Annotated in this window: 23 protein-coding genes; 12 read left to right on the top strand and 11 right to left on the bottom strand. The window is 65.6% G+C overall.

Annotation, left to right across the window (positions count from 1 at the left end):
- The first annotated feature begins 64 nt into the window (after window positions 1-64).
- From H7828_RS09010 to H7828_RS08990, 5 genes are all read left to right on the top strand, one after another.
- Window positions 65-826, top strand: coding sequence for a DNA repair protein (locus tag H7828_RS09010; protein ID WP_226780685.1), 762 nt, complete (start codon window positions 65-67; stop codon window positions 824-826).
- A gap of 46 nt (window positions 827-872) precedes the next feature.
- A complete protein-coding gene (radA, locus tag H7828_RS09005; protein WP_226780684.1) occupies window positions 873-2,237 on the top strand; it encodes a DNA repair protein RadA in 1,365 nt (454 codons plus the stop codon).
- 41 nt (window positions 2,238-2,278) lie between these two features.
- The gene (locus H7828_RS09000) at window positions 2,279-2,833 is read left to right on the top strand and encodes a CvpA family protein (protein ID WP_226780683.1); all 555 of its coding nucleotides are present in this window, start codon (window positions 2,279-2,281) and stop codon (window positions 2,831-2,833) included.
- Window positions 2,834-3,046: 213 nt separating this feature from the next.
- Window positions 3,047-3,277 carry a hypothetical protein gene (locus tag H7828_RS08995; RefSeq protein WP_226780682.1) on the top strand — a complete coding sequence of 77 codons (231 nt, stop codon included), beginning with the start codon at window positions 3,047-3,049 and terminating at the stop codon, window positions 3,275-3,277.
- A 1-nt stretch (window position 3,278) separates the two neighbouring features.
- Window positions 3,279-3,746, top strand: coding sequence for a host attachment family protein (locus tag H7828_RS08990; protein ID WP_226780681.1), 468 nt, complete (start codon window positions 3,279-3,281; stop codon window positions 3,744-3,746).
- 59 nt (window positions 3,747-3,805) lie between these two features.
- On the opposite strand, the gene H7828_RS08985 is transcribed toward H7828_RS08990, so the two are convergent.
- Both H7828_RS08985 and H7828_RS08980 read right to left on the bottom strand, forming a co-directional pair.
- Window positions 3,806-4,387 carry a L,D-transpeptidase gene (locus H7828_RS08985; protein WP_226780680.1) on the bottom strand — a complete coding sequence of 194 codons (582 nt, stop codon included), beginning with the start codon at window positions 4,385-4,387 and terminating at the stop codon, window positions 3,806-3,808.
- 79 nt (window positions 4,388-4,466) lie between these two features.
- Window positions 4,467-4,919, bottom strand: coding sequence for an Lrp/AsnC family transcriptional regulator (locus tag H7828_RS08980; RefSeq protein ID WP_226780679.1), 453 nt, complete (start codon window positions 4,917-4,919; stop codon window positions 4,467-4,469).
- A gap of 72 nt (window positions 4,920-4,991) precedes the next feature.
- On the opposite strand from H7828_RS08980, the gene H7828_RS08975 reads away from it, so the two are divergent.
- The 6 genes from H7828_RS08975 to H7828_RS08950 all read left to right on the top strand — a co-directional run bounded on the left by H7828_RS08975 (window position 4,992) and on the right by H7828_RS08950 (window position 10,755).
- Window positions 4,992-5,585 carry a LysE family translocator gene (locus H7828_RS08975; RefSeq protein WP_226780678.1) on the top strand — a complete coding sequence of 198 codons (594 nt, stop codon included), beginning with the start codon at window positions 4,992-4,994 and terminating at the stop codon, window positions 5,583-5,585.
- Window positions 5,586-5,694: 109 nt separating this feature from the next.
- Window positions 5,695-7,152, top strand: a complete 1,458-nt coding sequence (gene purF / locus H7828_RS08970) for an amidophosphoribosyltransferase (protein ID WP_226780783.1) — start codon at window positions 5,695-5,697, stop codon at window positions 7,150-7,152.
- A 108-nt stretch (window positions 7,153-7,260) separates the two neighbouring features.
- Window positions 7,261-7,908: an SDR family NAD(P)-dependent oxidoreductase gene (locus H7828_RS08965; protein WP_226780677.1), complete on the top strand. Its 648-nt coding sequence runs from the start codon at window positions 7,261-7,263 to the stop codon at window positions 7,906-7,908.
- Window positions 7,909-8,028: 120 nt separating this feature from the next.
- Entirely contained in the window at window positions 8,029-8,808 is a 780-nt protein-coding gene (gene surE, locus H7828_RS08960) for a 5'/3'-nucleotidase SurE (protein WP_226780676.1), read from the top strand.
- A complete protein-coding gene (locus H7828_RS08955) occupies window positions 8,805-9,449 on the top strand; it encodes a protein-L-isoaspartate(D-aspartate) O-methyltransferase (RefSeq protein WP_226780675.1) in 645 nt (214 codons plus the stop codon). The genes surE and H7828_RS08955 overlap by 4 nt, the downstream gene beginning before the upstream one ends.
- A gap of 112 nt (window positions 9,450-9,561) precedes the next feature.
- Entirely contained in the window at window positions 9,562-10,755 is a 1,194-nt protein-coding gene (locus H7828_RS08950) for a LysM peptidoglycan-binding domain-containing protein (protein WP_226780674.1), read from the top strand.
- A 146-nt stretch (window positions 10,756-10,901) separates the two neighbouring features.
- Here H7828_RS08950 and H7828_RS08945 read toward each other — a convergent pair whose 3' ends face one another.
- From H7828_RS08945 to H7828_RS08935, 3 genes are all read right to left on the bottom strand, one after another.
- Window positions 10,902-12,266, bottom strand: a complete 1,365-nt coding sequence (locus tag H7828_RS08945) for a cytochrome P450 (RefSeq protein ID WP_226780673.1) — start codon at window positions 12,264-12,266, stop codon at window positions 10,902-10,904.
- Window positions 12,263-13,516: a hypothetical protein gene (locus H7828_RS08940; protein WP_226780672.1), complete on the bottom strand. Its 1,254-nt coding sequence runs from the start codon at window positions 13,514-13,516 to the stop codon at window positions 12,263-12,265. Before H7828_RS08940 ends, H7828_RS08945 begins: the two co-directional genes overlap by 4 nt.
- A gap of 62 nt (window positions 13,517-13,578) precedes the next feature.
- Window positions 13,579-14,331 carry a cytochrome c biogenesis CcdA family protein gene (locus H7828_RS08935; RefSeq protein WP_226780671.1) on the bottom strand — a complete coding sequence of 251 codons (753 nt, stop codon included), beginning with the start codon at window positions 14,329-14,331 and terminating at the stop codon, window positions 13,579-13,581.
- A gap of 91 nt (window positions 14,332-14,422) precedes the next feature.
- Between H7828_RS08935 and H7828_RS08930 the strand changes: the two genes are divergently transcribed.
- Entirely contained in the window at window positions 14,423-14,653 is a 231-nt protein-coding gene (locus H7828_RS08930) for a sulfurtransferase TusA family protein (protein ID WP_226780670.1), read from the top strand.
- An 87-nt stretch (window positions 14,654-14,740) separates the two neighbouring features.
- Here the strand turns inward: H7828_RS08930 and H7828_RS08925 are convergent, their stop codons facing one another.
- The 6 genes from H7828_RS08925 to purS form a co-directional block, all read right to left on the bottom strand.
- Entirely contained in the window at window positions 14,741-17,419 is a 2,679-nt protein-coding gene (locus H7828_RS08925; protein WP_226780669.1) for an Rne/Rng family ribonuclease, read from the bottom strand.
- A 421-nt stretch (window positions 17,420-17,840) separates the two neighbouring features.
- Entirely contained in the window at window positions 17,841-19,169 is a 1,329-nt protein-coding gene (locus H7828_RS08920; protein WP_226780668.1) for a sigma-54-dependent transcriptional regulator, read from the bottom strand.
- An 8-nt stretch (window positions 19,170-19,177) separates the two neighbouring features.
- Entirely contained in the window at window positions 19,178-20,935 is a 1,758-nt protein-coding gene (locus H7828_RS08915) for a sensor histidine kinase (RefSeq protein ID WP_425354942.1), read from the bottom strand.
- A gap of 38 nt (window positions 20,936-20,973) precedes the next feature.
- Window positions 20,974-21,642 (bottom strand): phosphoribosylformylglycinamidine synthase subunit PurQ, encoded by a 669-nt coding sequence (purQ, locus tag H7828_RS08910; protein ID WP_226780667.1) that lies wholly within the window; start codon window positions 21,640-21,642, stop codon window positions 20,974-20,976.
- 10 nt (window positions 21,643-21,652) lie between these two features.
- A complete protein-coding gene (locus H7828_RS08905; RefSeq protein ID WP_226780666.1) occupies window positions 21,653-22,687 on the bottom strand; it encodes a zinc-binding dehydrogenase in 1,035 nt (344 codons plus the stop codon).
- Window positions 22,687-22,917: a phosphoribosylformylglycinamidine synthase subunit PurS gene (purS, locus tag H7828_RS08900; RefSeq protein ID WP_226780665.1), complete on the bottom strand. Its 231-nt coding sequence runs from the start codon at window positions 22,915-22,917 to the stop codon at window positions 22,687-22,689. The genes H7828_RS08905 and purS overlap by 1 nt, the downstream gene beginning before the upstream one ends.
- Window positions 22,918-22,937: the final 20 nt, after the last annotated feature.

Raw genomic sequence — 22,937 nt, 5'->3', positions numbered from 1 at the left:
GCTTATCATCGCAAGCACTGGAAAAGACGGTGCCGCATTCATCCAGCTTTGGGGGAGCATTCGAATGACGCAGCGCAGGATAGGGTTCGCCCAGACGGTCTCCAACCTGGTGCAACGCCTGGCGATGATCGGCATCACCCTTCTGGCGCTGGCGGCCATCGCCAGCATCGCCGCCGCGCTGACCGGTTACCTGCCCTGGCTGACGCTGCCCCTCACCTTTGGGGAATACCGGGTCGAAGAGGCGGGAATCTACGTTCAATCCGGCCTTGCCCTGTTGCTGGTGCTGCTGGCCTGCATGGTGCCGGGCGGTTCGCGCGTCATGCGGCTGGAGCGCAGCCACCGCGACTTTTCCATCTGCATGAGCGACGTGGCCGACGCCTATCGCATTTGCCATGCCGCCGACCGCGAAGGGGTCTTCCGCCTGCACGAACAGTTCGACGCCGTGAAAGAGCGCATGGCCTTCCTGCGCCAGCACCCCGACCTGGGGAACCTTGAACCGAACATCCTGGAAACCGCCGCTCTGATGAGCACCGCCAGCGCCGAACTGGCCCGCATATATGCCGACGACAAGGTGGACCGCGCACGCAGTTTCCTGCGGGAACGGCAGGCCGAGATCGAACAGTTCCAGACCCGCATCGCCGAGGCCAATACCATCGGCCATGAATTGCGCCGCTGGGTCGAAAACGTCGAGGTGGAAGAGGCCGTGATGGAAAGCCAACTGGCCCGCTTCGACGAGGAATTCGGCGAGGCGCTGGAAAAACTGGGCTTTGCACGGCGCAAGCACGGCAACGTCCTGCCCTATCCACGGGCCACCGCCGCCGAGTGATGATGGCACCCTTGCGCCGCCCGGCCCTTTGGGGGCAAAAGACGCCATGGCAAAAGCTCCCGGATATACCTGTAACGCCTGCGGTGCGGCCCATTCCAAATGGTCGGGCCGCTGCGATGCCTGTGGCGCGTGGAACTCCATCGTCGAGGAAGTGCCCCTGTCGTCTGGCCCCGCCGCGCAATCGCTGGGGTCGAAACGGGGCAACCGCATCGTCCTGTCCGATCTGGCCAGCGACGAGTCCCCGCCGCCGCGCACGTCGTCGGGCATCGACGAACTGGACCGGGTGCTGGGGGGCGGGCTTGTCCCGGCTTCGGCCATTCTGGTGGGCGGCGATCCGGGTATCGGCAAATCCACGCTTCTGTTGCAGGCGGCGGCCAGTTTCGCCAACGCCGGGCTGAAATCGGTCTATGTCAGCGGCGAAGAGGCCAGCGCCCAGGTGCGGATGCGCGCCCAACGCCTTGGCCTTGCCTCGGCCCCCGTCAAGCTGGCGACGGAAACCAACCTGCGCGACATCCTGACCATGCTGGAGACGGAAAAGCCGGCCCTTGCAATCATCGATTCGATCCAGACCATGTGGAGCGATCAGGTGTCATCGGCGCCCGGTTCGGTCAGCCAGGTGCGTGCGGCGGCCCATGAACTGACCACCTTTGCCAAGCGCCACGGGGTGGCGGTGATCCTGGTGGGCCACGTCACCAAGGACGGTCAGATCGCCGGGCCGCGCGTGGTGGAACACATGGTCGACACCGTACTGTATTTCGAGGGCGAACGCGGCCACCAGTTTCGCATCCTGCGGGCGGTGAAGAACCGCTTTGGCCCGGCGGACGAGATCGGCGTTTTCGAGATGACAGGCGATGGCCTGGCCGAGGTGACGAACCCCAGCGCGCTGTTTCTCAGCGACCGCGAGAACCCGGCGCCCGGGTCGGTGGTCTTTGCCGGAATCGAAGGCACGCGCCCGGTGCTGTGTGAATTCCAGGCGCTGGTGGCCCCCACGCCCCACAGCCAGCCCCGGCGCAGCACCGTCGGATGGGACGGTGGGCGGCTGGCGATGATTCTGGCGGTGCTGGAGGCGCGCTGTGCGATCCCCTTCACCGGCCTTGACGTCTATCTGAACGTGGCAGGCGGCCTTCGCGTCAGCGAACCGGCGGCCGACCTGGCGGTGGCCATGGCCCTGCTCAGCGCGCGGGAAGACACCGCCCTGCCCGCCCAATCGGTGGTTTTTGGTGAAATCAGCCTGTCGGGCGCCCTGCGCCCTGTCGGTCAGACCGAAAACAGGTTGAAAGAGGCGCAAAAACTTGGTTTCACGGCGGCGATTGCGCCCGAGCGCAGCAAGACCTCTGGAACGTTCGGCCTGTCCCTGCGACAGTACGGCGATCTGACCGGGCTTGTGGGTGATCTGTTCGGCGCGGGATGACATCGGCGGCCCGCGGGCTGCAACAGGAAAAGGCGACGGTTATGGAAGGTTTTACCATCATTGATGGTGTGGTCGCGGCAGTGATCGTGATTTCGGCCATCCTGGCCTATTCCCGCGGTTTCGTGCGCGAGGCGATGGCCATCGTCGGCTGGATCGCGGCGGCCATCCTGGCCTTCATCTTCGCCCCCCAGGCCGAACCCCTGGTGCGGGAGATCCCAGTTCTGGGCGATTTCCTGGGCGACAGTTGCGAATTGTCGATCATCGCCGCCTTTGCCGCCGTCTTCGCGGTGGCGCTGGTGCTGGCCTCGATCTTCACGCCGCTTTTTGCCGGGGCGGTCCAGCGGTCGGCCCTTGGCGGCGTGGACCAGGCCATCGGCTTTCTCTTCGGGGTGGCGCGGGGTGTTCTTCTGGTTGCGGTGGCGATGGTGGTCTACGACCGCATGGTGACGACGGATTCGATTCCCATGGTCGACAACAGCCGCACCGCAAAGATCTTTGCCCGCACACAGGCCAGCATCGACGAACAGATCCCCAGCGATGCGCCCGGCTGGATCGTGTCGCGTTATGAGCAGCTGGTGGGCGACTGCGGCGCCTGACCCGGCGGAGGCGCGCAGGGCGCGCCAGTCCATTCCTTGCGGGCGCCCGTTGCGAATGGTGCGCGCCCGATCCCAGGGCAGCGCGACCTGATCCTGCGGGAGCCTCCGGCGGGGTATTTTTAAGACCAAAGATGAGAGCGGCGGCGATCTTCCTTCGGGAACTTCGGCCCTTGGCGCGTGTTGATTTCACAGTTGAAGTGAAAGGACATGACAATGGCCGAACGCAAGAGATCAACCGATGGCAGCCGCGACACCGATGCGCTGATCGACGACACCGCCACGCCGGGCCAGCAGGGCCGCGCGCAGGGCAATCTGGAACGCAAGGTCGGCACCCGCGACGAGTTGAAACGCGCCGAACAGGGTGGCGGGAAGACCCGCGTCACAAAATCCGACGAAAAGGGTGACGGCAACCTTGGCGGACACCACGGCACGGGGGACAAATAGTATGACCCGATTGAAAAACGGAGCCTGGGTTCTGATCGCCGACGGCGAGAAGGCGCTGTTCCTTGAGAATGTGACCGACGGTGAAGACCCCTATCTTCAGGTTCGGCGGATCGAGGAGCAGGACAACCCCAAGGACATTGACCAGTCCGCCAACCGTCCGGGGCGCATGCAGGAGGGCCGGCCCGGCAATGCCTCATCCGGGCCACGCTCGGCCTTTCAGGATACCGATTGGCACCAACTGGCCAAGGATAGGTTCGCGGATGACTTGGCCGATATCCTTTATCGGCAGGCCCATCGGGGGGAATTCAAGCACCTGGTGATCGTCGCCGCGCCGAAGGTTCTGGGCGAGTTGCGCAAGAGCCTGCACAAGGAGGTCGAGGATAAGATCATCGGTGAGATCCCGAAGACCCTGACCAACCATTCGGTCGATGAGATCGAAACCCTGGTGAAAGGCGAATTGGCCGCCTGAAAACAGAAACGGCGCACCCGACATGGGCGCGCCGTTTCCTTTTCGTCAGATGGGGTTCGTCAGATAAGGCGGACCTGCGCGCCGACCGGCACGAGTTCAAACAGTTCGGCGATCTGGCGGTTGTACAGGCCGATGCAGCCCGAGGACGAACGGCGCCCGATCTTGCGGGTATCGTGGGTGCCGTGGATCAGGTAGGCAGGCCAGCTGAGATAGAGCGCATGGGTGCCCAGGGGGTTATCCTCGCCCGCGGGCATGAAGGTGGGCAGTGTCGGATCACGCTCGCGCATCGAAGCTGTCGGCGTCCAGGTGGGGCCGACCTTCTTGCGCACCACCTCGGTATAGCCGAGGCGCGTCAGCTCTTCGGTCAGCGGCACCGACGTGGGGTACATCCGGTAATCGCTGCCATCGGCCGCCCAATAGTGCAGCGCGCGCGAGGTGGTGTCGGCCACGATGGTGACACGGCCCAGCTGGTCGAAGTGGTCTTCCCAGCGCTGGGTCACGAAGGCCGAGGCATTGCGCCGCGCCGTCGGATCGGCCCGCACGTCGGGTTGGATATCCTGAGCGCGGATGATCTGCGGTGCCGCGATGAAAGCCGCGGCCGTTGCCAGCATCCTGCGTCGGGTGGGGGGTGTGCCTGCCATACTGGTCCTCGTCTTCGTTGTTTCCTTGGGCTGCATATGCCAGCAAGCCACACGCCGGCCAAGGCCCCTCACGGCAATGTCAGGCGCGCGTGTCCTTGGGTGAGCCCATGACGACATAGGTGGTGATCGCGCTGACCTGAGGCAAGGTGCCCAGGACATCGGTGTGAAAGTACTTGTAGGCCGCAAGATCGCGCACCTCGATGCGCAGCAGGTATTCCACGGTGCCGGTGATGTTGTGGCATTCGACAACCTGCGGCGCCTGGGCGATGGACCTCTCGAAGGCCTCCTGGCTGCGCTTGGTGTGATCGTTCAGCCCCACGGTCATGTAAGCCACAAAGCCGCGCCCGACCGCTTCGCCGTCCAGCACCGCGCGATAACCCCGGATCACGCCGATGCGCTCAAGCTCCTGCACCCGGCGCAGGCAGGCCGAGGGCGACAGGCCGATCCGTTCGGCCAGTTCCATGTTGCTTTGCCGGGCATTGCGCGACAGGGCCTGCAATATCCGTTCGTTAATGGCGTCAATCTTCGTCATCTGTTGCGCATCATGGGCCAGATTGCGGAATTTCGCAATTTCAATGCGCCCGCTTTGGCAGATCATTGCGCGATGACCAATGATCTTCTTCCCGCCCTTGCGGCCTTCGCCCTTGTCTCGTCCATCACGCCGGGGCCCAACAACCTGATGCTCATGGCATCGGGGGCCAATTTCGGGCTGCGGCGCACCCTGCCGCACATGATGGGGGTGGCACTGGGATTCGTCATCATGGTCCTGCTGGTCGGGGTCGGGTTGCAGGGGGTGTTTCGCGCCTTCCCCGTGGTGCACCTGGTGCTGAAGGTGCTGTCGGTCGTCTTCCTGCTGTATCTGGCCTGGAAGATCGCACATGCCGCCCCGCCCGATCCGACCCGCGCCGAGGGGCAGCCGATCACCTTCTGGCAGGCCGCCGCCTTCCAGTGGGTAAACCCCAAGGCCTGGGCCATGGCGCTGACCGCGACCTCGGCCTATGCCCCCTCGCAAACCCTGACGGCCATTGCGCTGGTCGCCCTGGTCTTTGGCGGCATAAACCTGCCGGCGATCTCGCTCTGGACGGTCACGGGGCGGCAGATGCGGCGCATCCTCACCAATCCGGCCCGCCTGCGCGCCTTCAACTGGACGATGGCGGTGCTTCTGGTGGCCTCGCTTTGGCCAGTGCTGAGGCCCTAGCGGGCACTGCAACGCGGCGAAACGTGATCCTTGGGTGACACCGCCCGCCAGACCCACTATGTGATGGCCCAACAGCCCAAAGGATTCGGAGCGCGCGCCCATGCCCGACATGCCCCCTGCCCACCCATTCGATTTCGACAGTGACAAGCTGAAGGAGGAATGCGGCGTCTTCGGTGTGACGGGGGTGGCCGACGCGGCCAATTTCGTCGCGCTTGGCCTGCATGCCCTGCAGCACCGCGGCCAGGAGGCCGGCGGCATCGTCAGCCACGACGCCGAACAGGGCTTCAACAGCGCCCGCCGTTTCGGATACGTGCGCGACAACTTCACCAAGCAGTCGCTGATGGACACCCTGCCCGGCCCCCTGGCCATCGGGCATGTGCGCTATTCCACCGCCGGATCGAAGGGCAACACCCAGATTCGCGACGTGCAGCCCTTCTTCGGCGAATTCTCCATGGGTGGTGCCGCCATCGCCCATAACGGCAATATCACCAATGCCGTCGCCCTGCGACGCGAGCTGATCGGCGCCGGCTCGATCTTCCAGTCGGCCAGCGACAGCGAATGCATCATCCACCTGATGGCCCGCTCGCTTCAGCGCAAGGTGCCCGAACGGATGCAGGACGCCCTGCGCCGGGTCGAAGGCGCCTTCTCGATCGTCGCCATGACCCGGACCAAGCTGATCGGCGTGCGCGATCCGCTGGGCGTGCGCCCGCTGGTGCTGGGCAGTCTTGGCGACGGCTGGGTGCTGTCCAGCGAGACCTGCGCGCTCGACATCATCGGCGCCCGCTTCGAACGCGAAGTCGAACCCGGCGAGATGGTGGTGATCGAGGACGGCAAGGTGCAAAGCCACCGCCCCTTCGCGCCCCAGAAACCCCGGTTCTGCATCTTCGAACATGTCTATTTCTCGCGCCCCGACAGCATTCTGGGCGGACGCAGCGTCTATGAAACCCGCCGCGCCATCGGCGTGGAACTGGCGCGCGAAGCCCCGGTCGAGGCCGATCTCGTCTGCCCCGTGCCCGATTCCGGCACCCCCGCCGCCATCGGATACAGCCAGGAAAGCGGCATTCCCTACGCCATGGGGATCATCCGCAACCAGTACATGGGCCGCACCTTCATCGAACCCACCGAACAGATCCGCAACATGGGTGTGCGCCTGAAGCTCAACGTCAACCGCGCGCTGATCAAGGGCAAGCGGGTGATCCTGGTGGACGATTCCGTCGTGCGCGGCACCACCTCCATCAAGATCCGCGAGATGATCCTCGATGCCGGCGCGGCCGAGGTGCATTTCCGCATCGCCTCTCCGCCCACCGCCTGGCCCTGCTTTTACGGCGTCGACACCCCCGAGCGCGAAAAGCTCCTCGCCTCACACATGAGCGCCGAGCAGATGCGCGATCACCTCAAGGTCGACAGCCTCCGGTTCATCTCGCTTGACGGGCTCTACCGTGCCGTGGGCGAAAAAAAGGGCCGCAACCCGAAGTCACCGCAATATTGCGATGCCTGTTTCTCGGGGCAATACCCGGTCGCCCCCTCCGACATGATCGACAAGGGCTTCACCCTCGCGGCCGAATGACGCCCGCCCCTCTTTCTTGCCGAAAATACTCACGCCCCGGGCGAAAATCCCGATTTTCGACCGGGGCGCCCTCACCCGCCTCCCGCGCAACCGCCTGAAGTGACATCCATGACCAAAATTGCCCTCATCACCGGCGCCTCGCGCGGCCTGGGTGCCGCGCTGGCCAAGGCGCTGGCCGAAACGCACCACATCATCGCCGTGGCGCGCACCACCGGCGCGCTTGAGGAACTGGACGACGAAATCCAGGCCGCGGGCGGCACTGCCACCCTCGCCCCCCTCGACATCAACGATGCCGGGGCCATGGCGCATCTCTGCCGCTCGGTGCATGACCGCTGGGGGCACGTCGATCTCTGGGCGCATACGGCGATCCATGCCGCCCCCCTGACCCCGTCCAGCCACCTCGACGCCAAGGACTGGGCAAAATCCCTGGCCACCAATGCCACGGCGACGGCAACGCTGATCCCCATGGTGGCGCCGCTGCTGCTGGCCGCCCCTGCCGGGCAGGCGCTGTTCTTCGACGATCCGCGCATGGGTCAGAAATTCTTCGCCAGCTACGGCGCCAGCAAGGCGGCCCAGATCGCCCTTGCGCAAAGCTGGCAGCGCGAAACCGAAACCATCGGCCCCCGGGTCCATATCCTTGCGCCACAGCCGATGCCCACCGCCCTGCGCGCCCGCTTCTTTCCGGGCGAAGACCGCACCGCGCTTGCCGCGCCCGGTGACGAAGCTGCCCGCCTCCTGACGCAGTTCGCGCCCTGATCCGCGCAACCGTGGCAACAGCGCACCTTGAGGGCACCCCGGTGCCCGAAAGGGGCGCTCCCCCGCTTGCCGCAAAGGCCCCCGTCCCCTAATGAAGTCACAACGGACAAGGGGCAAGGCATGCGAATTCTGATCACCAACGACGACGGCATCAATGCACCGGGGTTGAAGGTACTCGAAAAGATCGCCCATGAACTGGCCGGGCCAACGGGCGAGGTCTGGACCGTCGCCCCCGCCTTCGAACAGTCGGGCGTCGGCCATTGCATCAGCTACACCCACCCGATGATGATCGCCGAACTGGGCCCGCGCCGGGTGGCCGCCGAAGGCTCGCCCGCCGATTGCGTGCTGGCGGCGCTCTACGACGTGATGCCGCAACGCCCCGACCTTGTTCTTTCGGGGGTGAACCGTGGCAACAACGCCGCCGAGAACACGCTTTATTCCGGCACCATCGGCGGCGCGATGGAAGCCGCGCTTCAGGGTCTGCCGGCCATTGCGCTGTCGCAGTATTTCGGCGAGGGCAATCGTGATCTGGAAGATCCCTTCGATGCCGCCGCGCGCACCGGGGCCGCCACCCTGCGCACCCTGCTGGACAAGGGCGTCTGGGACGATGCCGATTACCGGCTGTTTTACAACGTCAATTTCCCGCCCGTCCCGGGCAGCGCCGTCAAGGGGCTGCGGGTTTCGACCCAGGGCTTCCGGCGCGACAGCTATTTCTCGACCCAGCCGCACCATTCCCCCTCGGGGCGCAAGTTCCTCTGGATCAAGGGCGGCGCACAGACAGCCAGCGCGCCGGGGTCGGATTCCCATGACAACCTGGAAGGCTATACCTCGATCACGCCCATGCGCGCGGATCTGACGGCCCATGATCGCATCGCCGATCTGAAAGCCGCGATCGAATGACATATGACGCGGAACGCAAGATGCAGTTCCTTTTTGCCCTGCGGTCGCGCGGGCTGACCGACAGCCGCGTCCTGAACGCCATGGAGAAGGTGGACCGCGGCGCCTTCGTGCGCGGCATTTTCGCCGAACGCGCCTATGACGACATGCCCCTGCCCATCGCCTGCGGCCAGACCATCAGCCAGCCCTCGGTCGTCGGACTGATGACCCAGGCGCTGGATGTCCGCCCACGCGACAAGGTGCTCGAGATCGGAACCGGTTCGGGCTATCAGGCGGCGATCCTCAGCCACCTGGCGCGCCGGGTCTACACCGTCGACCGGCACAAGCGCCTGGTGCGCGAGGCGCGGCTGGTCTTTGAATCGCTGGGGCTGAACAATGTCACGGCCTTCGCCGCCGACGGCAGCCACGGATTGCCCGAACAGGCGCCCTTCGACCGCATCCTCGTGACCGCCGCCGCCGAAGACCCGCCCGGCCCCCTCTTGGCGGAATTGCGCGTTGGGGGTATCATGGTGCTGCCGGTCGGACAGTCCGACACGGTGCAAAGCCTGATCAAGGTCACACGGCACGAAACGGGCTTCGATTACCAGGAACTGCGCCCGGTGCGCTTCGTCCCCCTGCTGGAAGGCCTGGGACAGGACGGTTGACTCCGCGCGCACGAAACGAGACGGATGGCACTGGCCGGGGCAACGACCCCGGAGATTTTGGCGGTAAGGCGCGCGCCCACAGAAGGCGCCGCCATTGAGTTGAGGACGACAGATGGCAGTATTTCCCACCTTTCGCGGGCCTGGTGCCCTTTTGTGCGGCGCGGCGCTGATGACGCTGGGGGCCTGTGCCAATTCGGGCTTCGACTTCGATCTGCGCGACAACCTGGGCAATGCCTTCGACACCTCGGATGCCGCGCTGGCCGTGCGCACCGAAGCTCGCCCCCGCCCCGACAGCCGCGGCGTGATTTCCTACCCCAACTACCAGGTGGTGGTGGCCCGGCGCGGCGATACCGTGAACACCATCGCCGCAAGGGTCGGCCTTTCGGCCGACGAACTGGCGCGATACAACGGAATGCCGCAGGATCTTCCGCTGCGCCGGGGTGAGATCGTCGCCCTGCCGCGCCGTGTGGCCGAACCTTCGCCCGCCACGGGCGCGCGCACCAGTGGACCGATCCTGCCCGCCCCGGCCCCTGTCGTCGGCACGCCGATCGCCAATGACACGATTTCAAGCGCGCCGCTGGACAGCTCGGTGATCCAGCCCGCCGCGCCGCGCCCCACCACCGGCCCCGAAGGGCAGGAGCCGATCCGTCACAAGGTCAAGCGCGGCGAGACCGCCTATTCCGTGGCCCGCCAATACGGCATTCCGGTCAAGGCGCTAGCCGAATGGAACGGGCTGAGCGGCGATCTGGCGATCCGCGAGGGGCAGTTCCTGCTGATCCCCGTGGCGCTGTCCATGCCCGCACCGCCCCCCCAAAGCCCGCCGGGCAGCGGCAGCCTGGCCCCCGTGCCACCAAGCGCGGCCCAGCCCCTGCCCGACGAGAAGGCAACCGCCGAGAAGCCGAAGGAAACCCCGCCCTCGCCCGCGCTGGCCGCCGAAAAGACCAAGGCCAGCGACACCGCGCGCTTCGTTCTACCGGTGAACGGGCCGATCATCCGCACCTTCAAGAAGGGCAAGAACGACGGGATCGACATTTCCGCCAGTGCCGGATCACCGGTGCGCGCCGCCGACGCGGGCACCGTGGCGGCCATCACCCGCGACACCGACCAGATCCCGATCCTGGTGCTGCGTCATGCCGACAACATCCTGACCGTCTATGCCGGGGTGGAATCGATTTCGGTACAGAAGGGCCAGACCGTCAAGCGCGGCCAGGAGATTGCCAAGGTGCGCGGCGGCGCGGCGCCGGGGCTGCATTTCGAGGTGCGGGAAGGCTTCGACAGCGTCGATCCGGTGCCCTACGTCAATTGACGGGCCGCCCCGACGCGGTATCTGACCTGAAGGTGTGCCTGCGGCACATTCCATGTTTTTGGCAGCGCCCCTGGCGCGGTTGGCGTGCCGTTTCCCGGCCAAGGCGCCCTGCTGCGCTGTCGATGAGTATTTGAAGCAAGAAAGAGTCAGCGGCGGCGTTCGAGGACCAGACGGATCCCGTCGCGGCTGCGCACGGTGAGGTGGGCCACGGGCACCGGGCTGTGGCCCTCTTCCGGTGTGATCTTCCAGTCGGCCAGCAGTGTCGCCAGAAGCAGCGGCCCTTCGACCATGGCAAAGCCCGCGCCGGTGCAGACGCGCGGACCGCTGGAGAAGGGGATGAAGGCATTGCGCAGGCAGTTGCGGCCGTTTTCGGTGGCGAAACGGTCGGGATCGAAGCCATCGGGATTGTCCCAGAGCCGCGTATGGCGGTGCAGGTGCCAGGGGCTGAGCACGATTTGCGCGCCCCTTTCGGCCGATCGGCCCCGCAGGTCTTCGGGCTGGGCCGTTTCGCGCACCATCATCGGCACCGGCGGATAGAGGCGCAGCGCCTCGCGGAAGACATTGCGGGTGAACTTGAGGGTCGAGAGGCGGGCGAACTGTGGATCGGCAAGGAAGCTTTGCGACTCTTGCGCAACCTTCTCCTGTGCCTCGGGGTGGGTGGCCAGCAGGTAGAGCGCCCAGGCGAGGGCCGAGGCGCTGGTTTCATGGCCCGCCAGAAAGAAGATCGCCACCTGGTCGACCATTTCCGCGGCGCTGAAGGTATCGCCGGTTTCGGGATCGCGGGTCGTCATGATCTTGGTGGCCAGGTCATCGGGGGCCGTGCCTGCCGCGATTTCGTCCATGCGGCGGTTGGTCAGGTCGGTGATCAGGCGGCGGATCGCGCGGGCGGTCCGTTTCGTGCCGCGCCGGTGAAAGCGCGGAAACCAGCGCGGGACCGGCAGGAAGGCGGCAAGGTTCAGGATCGGCTGGCTGCGCTGGTACTGGCGGAACTTGTCGAAGACCTCGGCCGCGATTTCGTGGTCGATCGGGATCGAGAACAGCGTGCGGAAGATCACGTCGGCCGCGGCGTGGCTGGTTTCGGGTTCGATATCGCGGGCGCCTTCGGTGAGGCGCGCACTGGCCGCCTGCCCCGCGGCCAGCATTGCCGGAAAGGCATCGCGCAGGCGCCCGCCCTCGAAGGCGGGGTCGATGATGCGGCGCTGCTTCTGCCAGGCCGCACCGTTGGTCAGGAAGACCGAGTTGCCCAGGAGCGGGCGCAGACCCTCGCCGATGCGGTCGGACTTGGGGAAATCCATCGGCCTTTCGTTCAGCACCCGCCGCACGAGGGCCGGGTCGTTCACCAGGAAGCTGCGGAAGAAGGGCGTGCGGAATTCGGCCATCCAGGCGCGGTAGAGCTTGGCCGGTTGCGCCGAGAGGATGTCCTGGCGGAACAGCCAGAGGTAACGCCAGAGCGAGACCTTTTCGGGCCGCGCGGCGGGTTTGGGCGGGTTCGGCTGTTTCGCTGCGCTCATGCGGCCATCGTGGTGTGGCAGGAGGCGGCGATGTCGATGCGCGACTTGCTGGGCTTGCGCCCGGCATAGCGGGCGCCCAGGGTCAGTGGCCCGGCGGTGATCTGGAAATAGTCATAGTCGCGCGGGGCGTCGAAGGCGCAGAGATATTGGAAATGCAGGCGAAAGAACCGCCAGCGCAGGGCCTTCCAGGTTTCGGGTTTCAGGCTTTGGGTGAAGGCGGCGGAAAAGACCAGCGGCCATTTCTGCGCCTTGGGGGCCACGCCCGAAACCGCCACCGGATCGCAGAGCGCGAAGGCACAGCCATCGCCGGGGGCCGTCACATCGACCCAGGTGATGTCATCCCGGGCCGAGAGGAAATGCAGATCGGCCCGCAGGCGCCGCGCCTCGGGCAGGAAGCTGACCATGGGGATGACCTGGCCCAGCGACAGGAACGACAGGGCCGGGCCGTTGGCGGGCACCTTTCCCTGGCGGATCAGGTCGGCGAGGATGGAGACGGTCAGATGTGCCCCCGAGGAGTGGCCGACCACCAGAACCTCGTCAACGTCATCGGCCATGGCACGGGCCAGGGTGGTGGTGAATTCGCCCATCCTCTGTTCCAGTTCGGGCGGGTTGGCGCCCCTTGTGGCGGCCGAGAAGGCATAGTCGTGCATCAGGTAATAGGCGAAGAACTTGCCGTCTTTCGCGCGAAACCAGCGCAGCAGGGCAATGGCGGCCGCACCCCCGCCCGCCCAGGCCGCGGCTTGCGTCGCAAACATCGGTGCGGCTGGCCAGGCGACGCTGCCAAGGGCCGAAAAGAGCGCACCGATGATCGTGGCCAGGCCCGCCATCAGCGCCAGCGCCAGTGCCAATTGCAGCAGCAGCATCCCCACCGGGTAGAGCGCGGCGATCACCGGCCCCTTGCGCAGCCACATCAGGCGGCGCAGCGCACCCGAGGCGATGTAGATATGGGCGGTGCGCAGCAACTGGCCATAGGTGGCAAGGATGCCCGTCTTCATCGACCGGCGTACGATATCGGACCAGACCAGAACCTCGACCACGGAATGCACCTTGGCACCGTCGATGCGGGCGGTCACGTCCCAGCCGTAATGCGCGCCCTTGCGCGGCTTCAGCCCGATCTCATAGCCCGAGATTGCCGCCTGCGCCGCGCCTTCCTTGCGATAGAGTTCGCGGTAGCGGCGGGGGTGGATCGGGTCGTATCCGGGGATGTAGAACACCCGCCGCCGGGTGACGGGCGTTTGATCTTGGGCCATGGCTGCCGTCCTGTTGCGTCACGGCGCAGGTTAGCAGGACAGTGGGGCGAAAATAAGCCTGCCTAGCCCAGGGTGGCCAGCGCCGGGAAGGTTTCAAGCAACCACCACGAGAAGGCGCTGAAGGCACCGGTCAGAAGCGCGAGCCCGACAAGGATCAGCAGAACGCCCATGCCCTTTTCGATCACGCCCATCCAGGGTTTGATCCGGTTCATCAGGCCGATGGAACGCTGGATGAACACCGCCGCCAGCAGGAACGGGATGCCCAGCCCGGCGGCATAGATGCCCAGAAGCGTGGTGCCCCGCGCGACACTGGCCTCGCTGGCGGCGAGAGACAAGATCGCGCCCAGTTGCGGGCCGATGCAGGGTGTCCAGCCAAAGGCGAAGGCCAGGCCCAGCACATAGGCCCCGAAGGCCGATCCGCCCCGGTCGCCCGCATCCATCCGCGCCTCGCGGTTGAGCAGCGGAATGCGGAAGATGCCCAGGAAATGCAGCCCGAAAACGATGACGACGACGCCCGAGACCTTGGCGAACATCTCTTGGTTCTGAAGGAAGAAGGCGCCGAAGGCCGAGGCGGTGAAACCCAGGATCAGGAACACCGTCGACAGCCCCAGAACGAAGAACAGCGCCGAAACGATGGCACGCCTGTGGGCGCCGGTCTGTTCCTTCATCTCGTTCATGGTTATGCCACCCATATAGGCCAGATAGGGTGGCACGATGGGCAGCACGCAGGGGCTGAGGAAGGACAGCAGCCCGGCAAGCAGGGCGACGGCCATGGCGGGGATCAGGCCCGCGTCGATGATTTCGATTCCGAACATGGCACCGGCTTAGGCCATGGCGCGGGCGGCGTCACCTGCGATGATGTCACATCCCCGTGGACAATATGAAACAATGGAGTAGCCTTGAACCATGGATGAAGCCGACGACATTCTCGACACCCTCGGGCTGCTCTGCCCCCTGCCCGTTCTCAAGGCGCGCAAGCGGCTTCTGGCCCTGCGCCCGGGCCAGGTTCTGCGCATGCAGGCCGATGACCCGGCGGCGGTGGTGGATGTGCCGCATTTCTGCGCCGAATCCGGCCATGCCCTGCTTGAGATGCGCACCGAAGGCGCGGTGCTGGAGTTCCTGATCCGCCGCCACTGAGCGCGGTTGCGGGCCGGGAAGGGCCGAATCGAAAACCGCGCCGGAGTGCGGCGCGGTTTCCAGTTTCGTTCGCTGTCGTGATCCGGCCTAGCGGCCCAGCGACCACCAGCCGCGCCGCTTCGGCTTGGACTCTTCCTCGGTGCTTTCCTCGGCCAGGGCCGGTTCACGTTCGTCCTTGGGCTGGGGCGACGGTTCGGGCGCCGCAGCGGGGGCATCGGCCATGCTGTCAACGGCCACGGGCGCCTCGGCCTCGGGGGTTGGCGTTTCGGCCACCGGTTCGGGCACCTGTGCCGGGGTTTCCGCGGCGGATGCCGGGGCCTCGGGTGCCGTTTCCTCGACCGGCTTGGGCTTGGCCCGGCTGCGGGTGCGCTTCTTGGGGGCAGGCTTTTCCTCGGCCACCTCCTGCACCACCGCTTCGACGGGGGCATCCTCGCCCGCCGCGGCAGCTTCCGCCTCGGCGGCCTTTTCGGCAGCCGTCTTGCGCTTGCGCGGTGCGCGGCGCTTCTTGGGCTTCTCCTCGGCCTCGGGCTGGGCCTCTTCGGCAGCGGCGGGTTCGCTCACTTCCGCCTCGGCCGGTTCAGGCTGAGGCTGAGGCTCGGGCGCGGTCTGCGCCTCGGCTTCGCTGGCTGCGGCCTTGCCCTGGTTGTCGTCGTTGGCATGACCGTTGTCGCCGTTGCCGTTGCCGTTGTCGCCGTTCTGGCCACCGTTCGACTTGCGGCGGCGACGCCGACGGCGGCGCTTCTTGGGCTGCCCGTCATCGTCCGACACCTGCTGTTCGGGCGCAGCCTCGGCGGCGGCGGGCGCCTCCTCGGGCACGACGGCCTCTCCCGGTTCATCCTCTTCGACGGCATCGGACATGTGCGAGGCATCGACCGACACCACCGGCATCACCTGTTCGACGACGCGCGTGGCGGTCTTGAACTTCTCGACGGTGAAATCGGGCGACACGAGGGTCGGGTCGGCCTCGATCCGGACCGACATGCCATAGCGCGCCTCGATATTGGCGATGTGTTCGCGCTTCTGGTTCATCAGGAAGTTGCAGATGCCCACCGGCACCTTCACCAGCACTTCCTTGCTGCGCTTGCGCACGCCTTCTTCCTCAAGCTGGCGCAGGATGTTCAGCGCCAGGTTGTCGTCGCTGCGGATCAACCCGGTGCCGTGGCAGGCGTGGCAGGGCTGGGTCGTCGCCTCGATCATGCCGGGGCGCAGACGCTGGCGCGACATTTCCATCAGGCCGAAGCCGGAAATGCGGCCCACCTGGATGCGCGCGCGGTCGGTCTTCAACTTGTCCTTGAAGCGTTTTTCCACGGCGGTGTTGTTCTTGCGCTCTTCCATGTCGATGAAATCGATCACGATCAGGCCCGCAAGGTCGCGCAGACGCAGCTGGCGCGCCACCTCTTCGGCGGCCTCGAGGTTGGTGTTCAGCGCCGTCTGTTCGATGCTGCCTTCCTTGGTGGCCCGCCCCGAGTTCACGTCGATGGCCACCAGTGCCTCGGTCACGCCGATCACGATGTAACCGCCTGATTTCAACTGCACCGTCGGGTTGAACATGCCTGAAAGATAGCTTTCCACCTGGTGACGGGCGAAAAGCGGCATCTGGTCCTGGTACTGTTTCACGTTCTTGGCGTGGGACGGCATGATCATCTTCATGAAGTCCTTGGCCGTGCGATAGCCCTCGACACCCTCGACCCAGACTTCGTCGATGTCGCGGTTGTAAAGATCGCGGATCGACCGCTTGATCAGGTCGCCTTCCTCATAGATCTTGGCCGGCGCGATGGATTTCAGCGTCAGTTCGCGGATCTGTTCCCACATCCGTTGCAGGTATTCATAGTCGCGCTTGATCTCGGTCTTGGTGCGCTGGCTTCCGGCGGTGCGGATGATCAGCCCTGCGCCCTGGGGCACGTCGATACCGTTGGCGATTTCCTTGAGCTTCTTGCGGTCGGCGGCATTGGTGATCTTGCGCGAGATGCCACCGCCACGGGCGGTGTTGGGCATCAGTACGCAATAGCGCCCGGCCAGCGACAGATAGGTGGTCAGCGCCGCGCCCTTGTTGCCGCGTTCTTCCTTGACCACCTGCACCAGAAGGATCTGGCGCACCTTGATCACTTCCTGGATCTTGTACTTGCGCGCCCGGGGCTTGCGCGGACGGCTGATTTCTTCCGAAACATCCTCATCGGCGACCGATTCGATGTCGTCGTCACGGTCGGCGTTGGTTTCGGCGCCATCGTCATCGTCGCTATCGTCGATGTCGGGGGTTTCGACCGGCGTTTCGGCCACCCGTTCCATGGGCGAGCTGCCCTCGTCATCGTCGCCCGCGTCCAGGTCGACGACATCCATGCCCTTGATGGGGCGGGATTCGTCGGTTTCCTGGGTCACGACAGCGTCATCGCTGGCGGCATCGGCGGCCTTGGTCTTGGTCCGGCTGCGCGTGCGGCTACGGCGCTTGGGCTTTTCCTCTTCCTCTTCCAGGGATTTGGCATAGGCGGCCTCCTCCTCGAGAAGGGCCTGACGGTCGGCGACCGGAATCTGGTAGTAATCGGGGTGGATTTCCGAAAAGGCCAGGAAACCGTGACGGTTTCCGCCATAGTCGATAAAGGCCGCCTGAAGCGACGGTTCGACCCGTGTTACCTTGGCGAGGTAGATGTTGCCGGCAAGCTGGCGCCGGCTTTCCGATTCGAAATCGAATTCCTCGACCTTGTTTCCATCAACCACCACGACCCGGGTTTCCTCGGTGTGGGTGGCATCGATAAGCATCTTCTTTGGCATGTTACTGGTTCTCGCACCGCGCCAGGGCCCCTCCGTGAAGGAGGCGGCATCAGCGGATGTTGTCTGTTGATGGCGATCGGCGGGCATGCGGACGTGGAAAAGCCGGGTCTTGAACCCTCTGCCCCTCGTCCTCGTTGTGCGTCGCGCGTCATCGCGTTTCTTGCTCCGACACCCCGTGGGGCGCCCATTTTACACCCGGCCTTTTCAGGCACGCGGGCAATCGGTTGGCCCGAAGGCCGATCATCTTGCCCCGAAAGGATCTTCAGCCACGTTGGTGGCCACACTTTCGGCGCAGTGAATCTCTTGGCGGCGGCGTTCATCGAAGGCGAACACACGTCCAGCTTTCATAGTAAGGGGCGCGGGACAACAAACACAATGCCCAATTTGACGGGCCGTTGTGAATCTGCCCCGCTGCCATCGCTTACAGGTAATCCGAGCGGGTCAGGTTGTACTTTGCCATCTTCTCGTTCAGCGTCCGGCGCGGCAGACACAATTCGTCCATGACGTTGACGATGCTGCCCTTGTGGCGGCGCATGGTGTTGTCGATCAGCATCCGCTCGAACGCCTCGACATATTCCTTCAGCGGCTTGCCCTCGGTGGTCATGCCCGGTTCGGTTTCTTCGGAATCGGCCATGAGCAGCGACGAGATGGTACCGCTGCCGCGCCGGTTCTGCAGCACGGCGCGTTCGGCCACATTCACCAGCTGGCGGATGTTGCCGGGCCAGGGCGCCTGCAAAAGCTGTGCCGCCTCCTGGGCCGAAACCTCGGGTGCGTCACAGCCGTATTCCTCGGCGAACTGTTCGGAAAAGCGGGCGAAAAGCGTCAGGATATCCTCGCCCCGGGCGCGCAGAGGCGGCAGGGTGATCTTCATCGCGGCCAGCCGGTAATAGAGATCGGGGCGCAGCACGTCCTCGCAGGTCTTGCCCTGCTCCTGAAGGTTCGAGATGGCGACAAGCCGCGTTTCGGCCGGCGTGCCCTGGTCGTTGATCCAGGTCAGCAGCCGCGCCTGCAGGGCGGTGGGCAGCGCATCGATATCCTCAAGCACCAGGGTGCCGCCGCGCGCTTCCTCCAGCAGGGGCATCTGGTCGCTGCCGGGCTGGCCGAACAGGCGTTCGCCCATGGCGTCGGGCTCCATCCCGGAACAGGAGGCCAGCACGAACTTGCGCCCCGCCTTGGCCCCGACCGCGTGCAGGGCATGGGCCACCAGCGTCTTGCCGGTGCCGGTTTCCCCGTCGATCAGGACATGGCCATCGGCCTGCCCAAGGTCGAGGATATCCTCGCGCAGCCGCTCCATCACCTGAGAGCTGCCGATCACCTTGCGCATGATGCCGGTGCCGTCCGAAAGCTCGCGCCGCAGGGCGCGGCTGTCCAGCGTCATGCGCCGCTTGTTCGTGGCCTTCTTGGCCAGTTCGGTCATGCGGTCGGGGTTGAAGGGTTTCTCGAGAAAATCGAAGGCCCCCACGCGCATCGCCTCGACCGCCATGGGCACATCGCCATGACCGGTGATCATGATGACCGGCAGCGACGAATCCACTGTCATCAGGCGTTTCAGGAAGGCCATGCCATCCATGCCCGGCATCTTCACGTCGCTGACCACTACGCCCGGGTAATCGGCGGTGATGCCCTTCAGCGCATCCTCGGCGGTTGCGAAGGTTTCGGTATCGAAGCCCGACAGGGCCAACCACTGGCTGATCGACTGACGCATGTCCTTTTCATCGTCCACAATCGCGATCTTCATTGCCTGGGCCATGATGGTTCCTATTCTGCTGCCTTGACGGTCTGTTGTTCCAAGATGGGTATCTGCATTTCAAATACAGCCCCCCCTGCCCGACCATTGCGCGCGGTCAGGCGTCCGCCGAGGTCAGACACGATTCCCGATGAAATGGCCAGCCCCAGACCGACGCCGTCGCCCGGAGCCTTGGTGGTGTAGAACGGCTCGAACAGTTCGTCCAGATTGGCGATGCCGGTGCCGTTGTCACGCACGCTCAGCGTCGCGGTATCGCCTGCCGCCAGCAGCAGTTCGATATGCGGCCGTTCGATATCCTTGGTGGCATCCAGGGCGTTGCGCATCAGGTTGACGATCACCTGTTCCACGCGAAGGCGGTCGGCCCGGATCATCACCGGTTCGCGCGGCAGGCTTTTCGTGATCTCGATGTCGCGCTGCTTCAACTGCGGCTCCATCATGGCCAGCGCGCTGGAAAGCGAGGCGCGCAGGTCCATCGGCTCGAACGCTTCGCCGCCCCGCCTGGCATAGCTTTTCAGCTGCCGGGTGATGGCGCCCATGCGGTCGATCAGGTCGTCGATGCGGGCAAAACTGCTCAGCGCCTCGTCGGGGCGCTTGCGCTTCAGAAGCAGCCGCGCCCCCGCCAGATAGGTCTTCATCGCCGCCAGGGGCTGGTTCAATTCGTGGCTGACAGCGGCCGACATTTCGCCCAGAACCGCCAGCTTGCTGGTCTGGGCCACGGTCTGCTCTGCCACCTCGAGGTTCTTCTCGGCCTTCTCGCGCTCGGCGATCTCGCGCTGAAGGGCCAGGTTCAACTGGCGCAATTCCGCCGATTCCCGCTGAAACAGCACCACCCGGCTCAGCGCCTTGCGGCTGACCAGGTAGAAGGCGGCGGCCAGAAGCAGGGCGAAGGCCATGATTTCCAGCGCCAAAACCCCGTTCACCCTTTCGCGCACCGAACTGTAGGTGGTGAAGGACGCCATGCGCCAGCCCTGGAAGGGAATCCGCGCCTCCTGCCGCATCACCGCCTCGCCCAGAAGATAGGCATCCGCCGGCAGCGCGGCCCAGTCGGCCGTCGCCTGCAGGGCCCGCTCGATCGCGTTGGGGGCCGAGCGCACGGCCAGCGCCTCGGCCTCGGAGCGGCCACGCCAGCGGCTTTCGGTGGCCAGGATGATCGTGCCCTCGCTGTCGGTGACGAAAACCGCGTCGGAAAAGCCCGCCCAGCTGCTTTCGAACTTGGCCAGATCCACCCCCACGACGATGACGCCCCGCAACTCTCCACCCACGGAAATCTTGCGCGAATAGGAAAAGATGTATCCCCCCGCCTCGGTGCGCACGGTGGTGAAGACGGTATCGTTGCTGCGCAATGCCTCGACAAAATAGGCCGAATTGCGGTGCTGACTGCCCAGGGCGGCCCGATCGGTGGCGGCAACGGTGCGCCCGTCGCGATCCAGCAGCTTGAGCGAGGCGGCCCCGATCTCGTCACGGTACGAAATCAGCCGCTGGGTGGATTGCGAATAATCGGCCGAGTTCAGCGCCCCGATCAGCGCCGGATCGCGGCTGAGCAGAAGCGGCACGATGCTGGCCCGCTGCAGCTCCGACCGCAGGTTGCCGATGTATAGCGCCATGCGCACTTCGGCCCGGTTGCGGGTGCTGACGGTGAAACGTTCGGTCAGGAACTGGTTGGTGAACCAGACGATACCAAGCGCACCGGCCACCAGCGCGGCAAAGACCAGCCGGACAGGCCAGCGGCGGGCGGGGCGTGCGCCCGTATCGTCTTTCACTGCATTCATCCGCGCAGGATACGCCGCCCCGCCCCCCGGCTCAAGCGTCAGGCAGGGGCCATGACCCCCGCCAATGCGCGGAACATCGCCGCCCCGTCGGTGTTGCCAAGCGCGGCGTCACAGGCCCGTTCGGGATGGGGCATCATGCCCAGCACGCGGCGGTTGGCCGAAAGCACCCCGGCGATATCATCGGCCGAGCCATTGGGGTTGTCGGCATAGCGGAACGCGACCCTGTCCTCTCCGGCCAGGCGGGCCAGCGTTTCGGCATCGGCGGTATAGTTGCCGTCGTGGTGGGCGATGGGAATGCGCACCTCCTGCCCTGCCTCATAGCCAGCGGTGAAATCGCTGTCGGCGGTGGCAACCCGAAGCGCCTCGGTCCGGCAGATGAACCGGATCCCGGCATTGCGCATCAGCGCACCGGGCAGCACGCCGGTCTCGCTCAGCACCTGGAAGCCGTTGCAGATGCCCAGGGCATAGCCGCCACGCTCGGTATGGGCCACGACCGCCCGGCAGATGGGCGAACGGGCGGCGATGGCACCGCAACGCAGGTAGTCGCCAAAGGAAAATCCGCCCGGAATGCCGACGATGTCGGTGCCCGCGGGCAGGCCGGTTTCCTTGTGCCAGACCATGGAAACCTCCATGCCCGCCTCGCGGAAGGCCACGGCAAGATCCCGGTCGCAATTAGATCCGGGAAAGACGATGACGGCAGCTTTCATGGTACGTCTCTCAGTTCAGGAAATCGTTGACAACCGCCACGCCCGGCGCGGTCGGCCCGTTGAAGGCGGCCAGTTCGCCGCTCACACCGCTCAGCGCGATTTCGCGCGCGATCATCGGCGAAACATCGACCCGCCCCGCCTCGATCAGGCTCAGCAGGCTGGGATAGCGCCACGAAGGCATGCCCCGGGTGCCGTAAAGCGCCAGGTTGCCCATGTAGACGGCGTTCATGTTGATCTGCATCCGCGCCGAATGGCCCACGGGCATGCCCACCTGCACGTGCCGGCCCAGGGGACGCAGGCATTCGATGCTGGCATTGGTGGTCACCTCGATGCCCAGGGCCTCGACACTGACATGGGCACCGCCGCCGGTGATCTCGCGGATCTTCGCGGCCACGTCGCCCTCGCGCGCATCCACCGCCGCCTCGGCACCCAGCCCCAGGGCATGGGTCAGCTTTTCTTCCACAACGTCAACCACCACGACACGCGCCCCCAGCGCCCGCCCCAGGATCAGGGTGGCCAACCCGATGCCGCCGGTGCCATGCACGGCCAGCCATTCGCCCGCCTGCACCGCCGCACGACCGGTCAGCGCATGCCAGGCCGTGGTCACACGGCACCCCAGCCCCGCCGCCACGACCGGCGAAAGATCGCCCAGTGGCGACAGGTTGTGGTCAAAGGGCACGGCAACATATTCGGCGAAGGCGCCGGGCTCCACGAAGCCCGGCAGCCGCTGGTTGGGGCAGGTGTTCTGCGCGCCGCTCTGGCAGGCCGGGCAGCGCCCGCAGGCCAGGATGAAGGGCGCGACCAGCCGGTCGCCTACCCGGTGCGTGGCCCGCGCTCCGACCTCGACAACCTCGCCGCAGTATTCATGGCCGCCGATCTGCCCGGGCTTGACCCGTGGATGTTCGCCGCACCAGCCGTGCCAGTCAGACCGGCAGACACCGCAGGCCAGCACCTTCAGCACCACGCCGTCCTCGGGGCAGTGCGGATCGGGCACCTCCTCGATCGACAGGGGGGCGTTGTATTCGCGCAGAACCGCGGCCCGCATCAGACGATCTCGACGCGGTAACTTTCGATCACGGTATTGGCCAGGAGCTTTTCGCACATCTCGCCGATCCGCGCCTCGTCGGTGCCCTCTGCCAGGTCCAGTTCGATCACCTTGCCCTGGCGCACGCCGTTCACCCCGTCAAACCCCAGCGCGCCAAGCGCATGGCGCACCGCCTCGCCCTGGGGGTCCAGGACACCGTCCTTCAACATCACATGAACCCGTGCCTTCATGGCCCAACCCCCTGCTCTTT

The organism is Oceaniglobus trochenteri (genome assembly GCF_020529025.1).
In the GTDB taxonomy this organism is placed as follows: Bacteria; Pseudomonadota; Alphaproteobacteria; order Rhodobacterales; family Rhodobacteraceae; genus Oceaniglobus; species Oceaniglobus trochenteri.
This window is presented reverse-complemented; position numbering and strand designations above follow the sequence as displayed.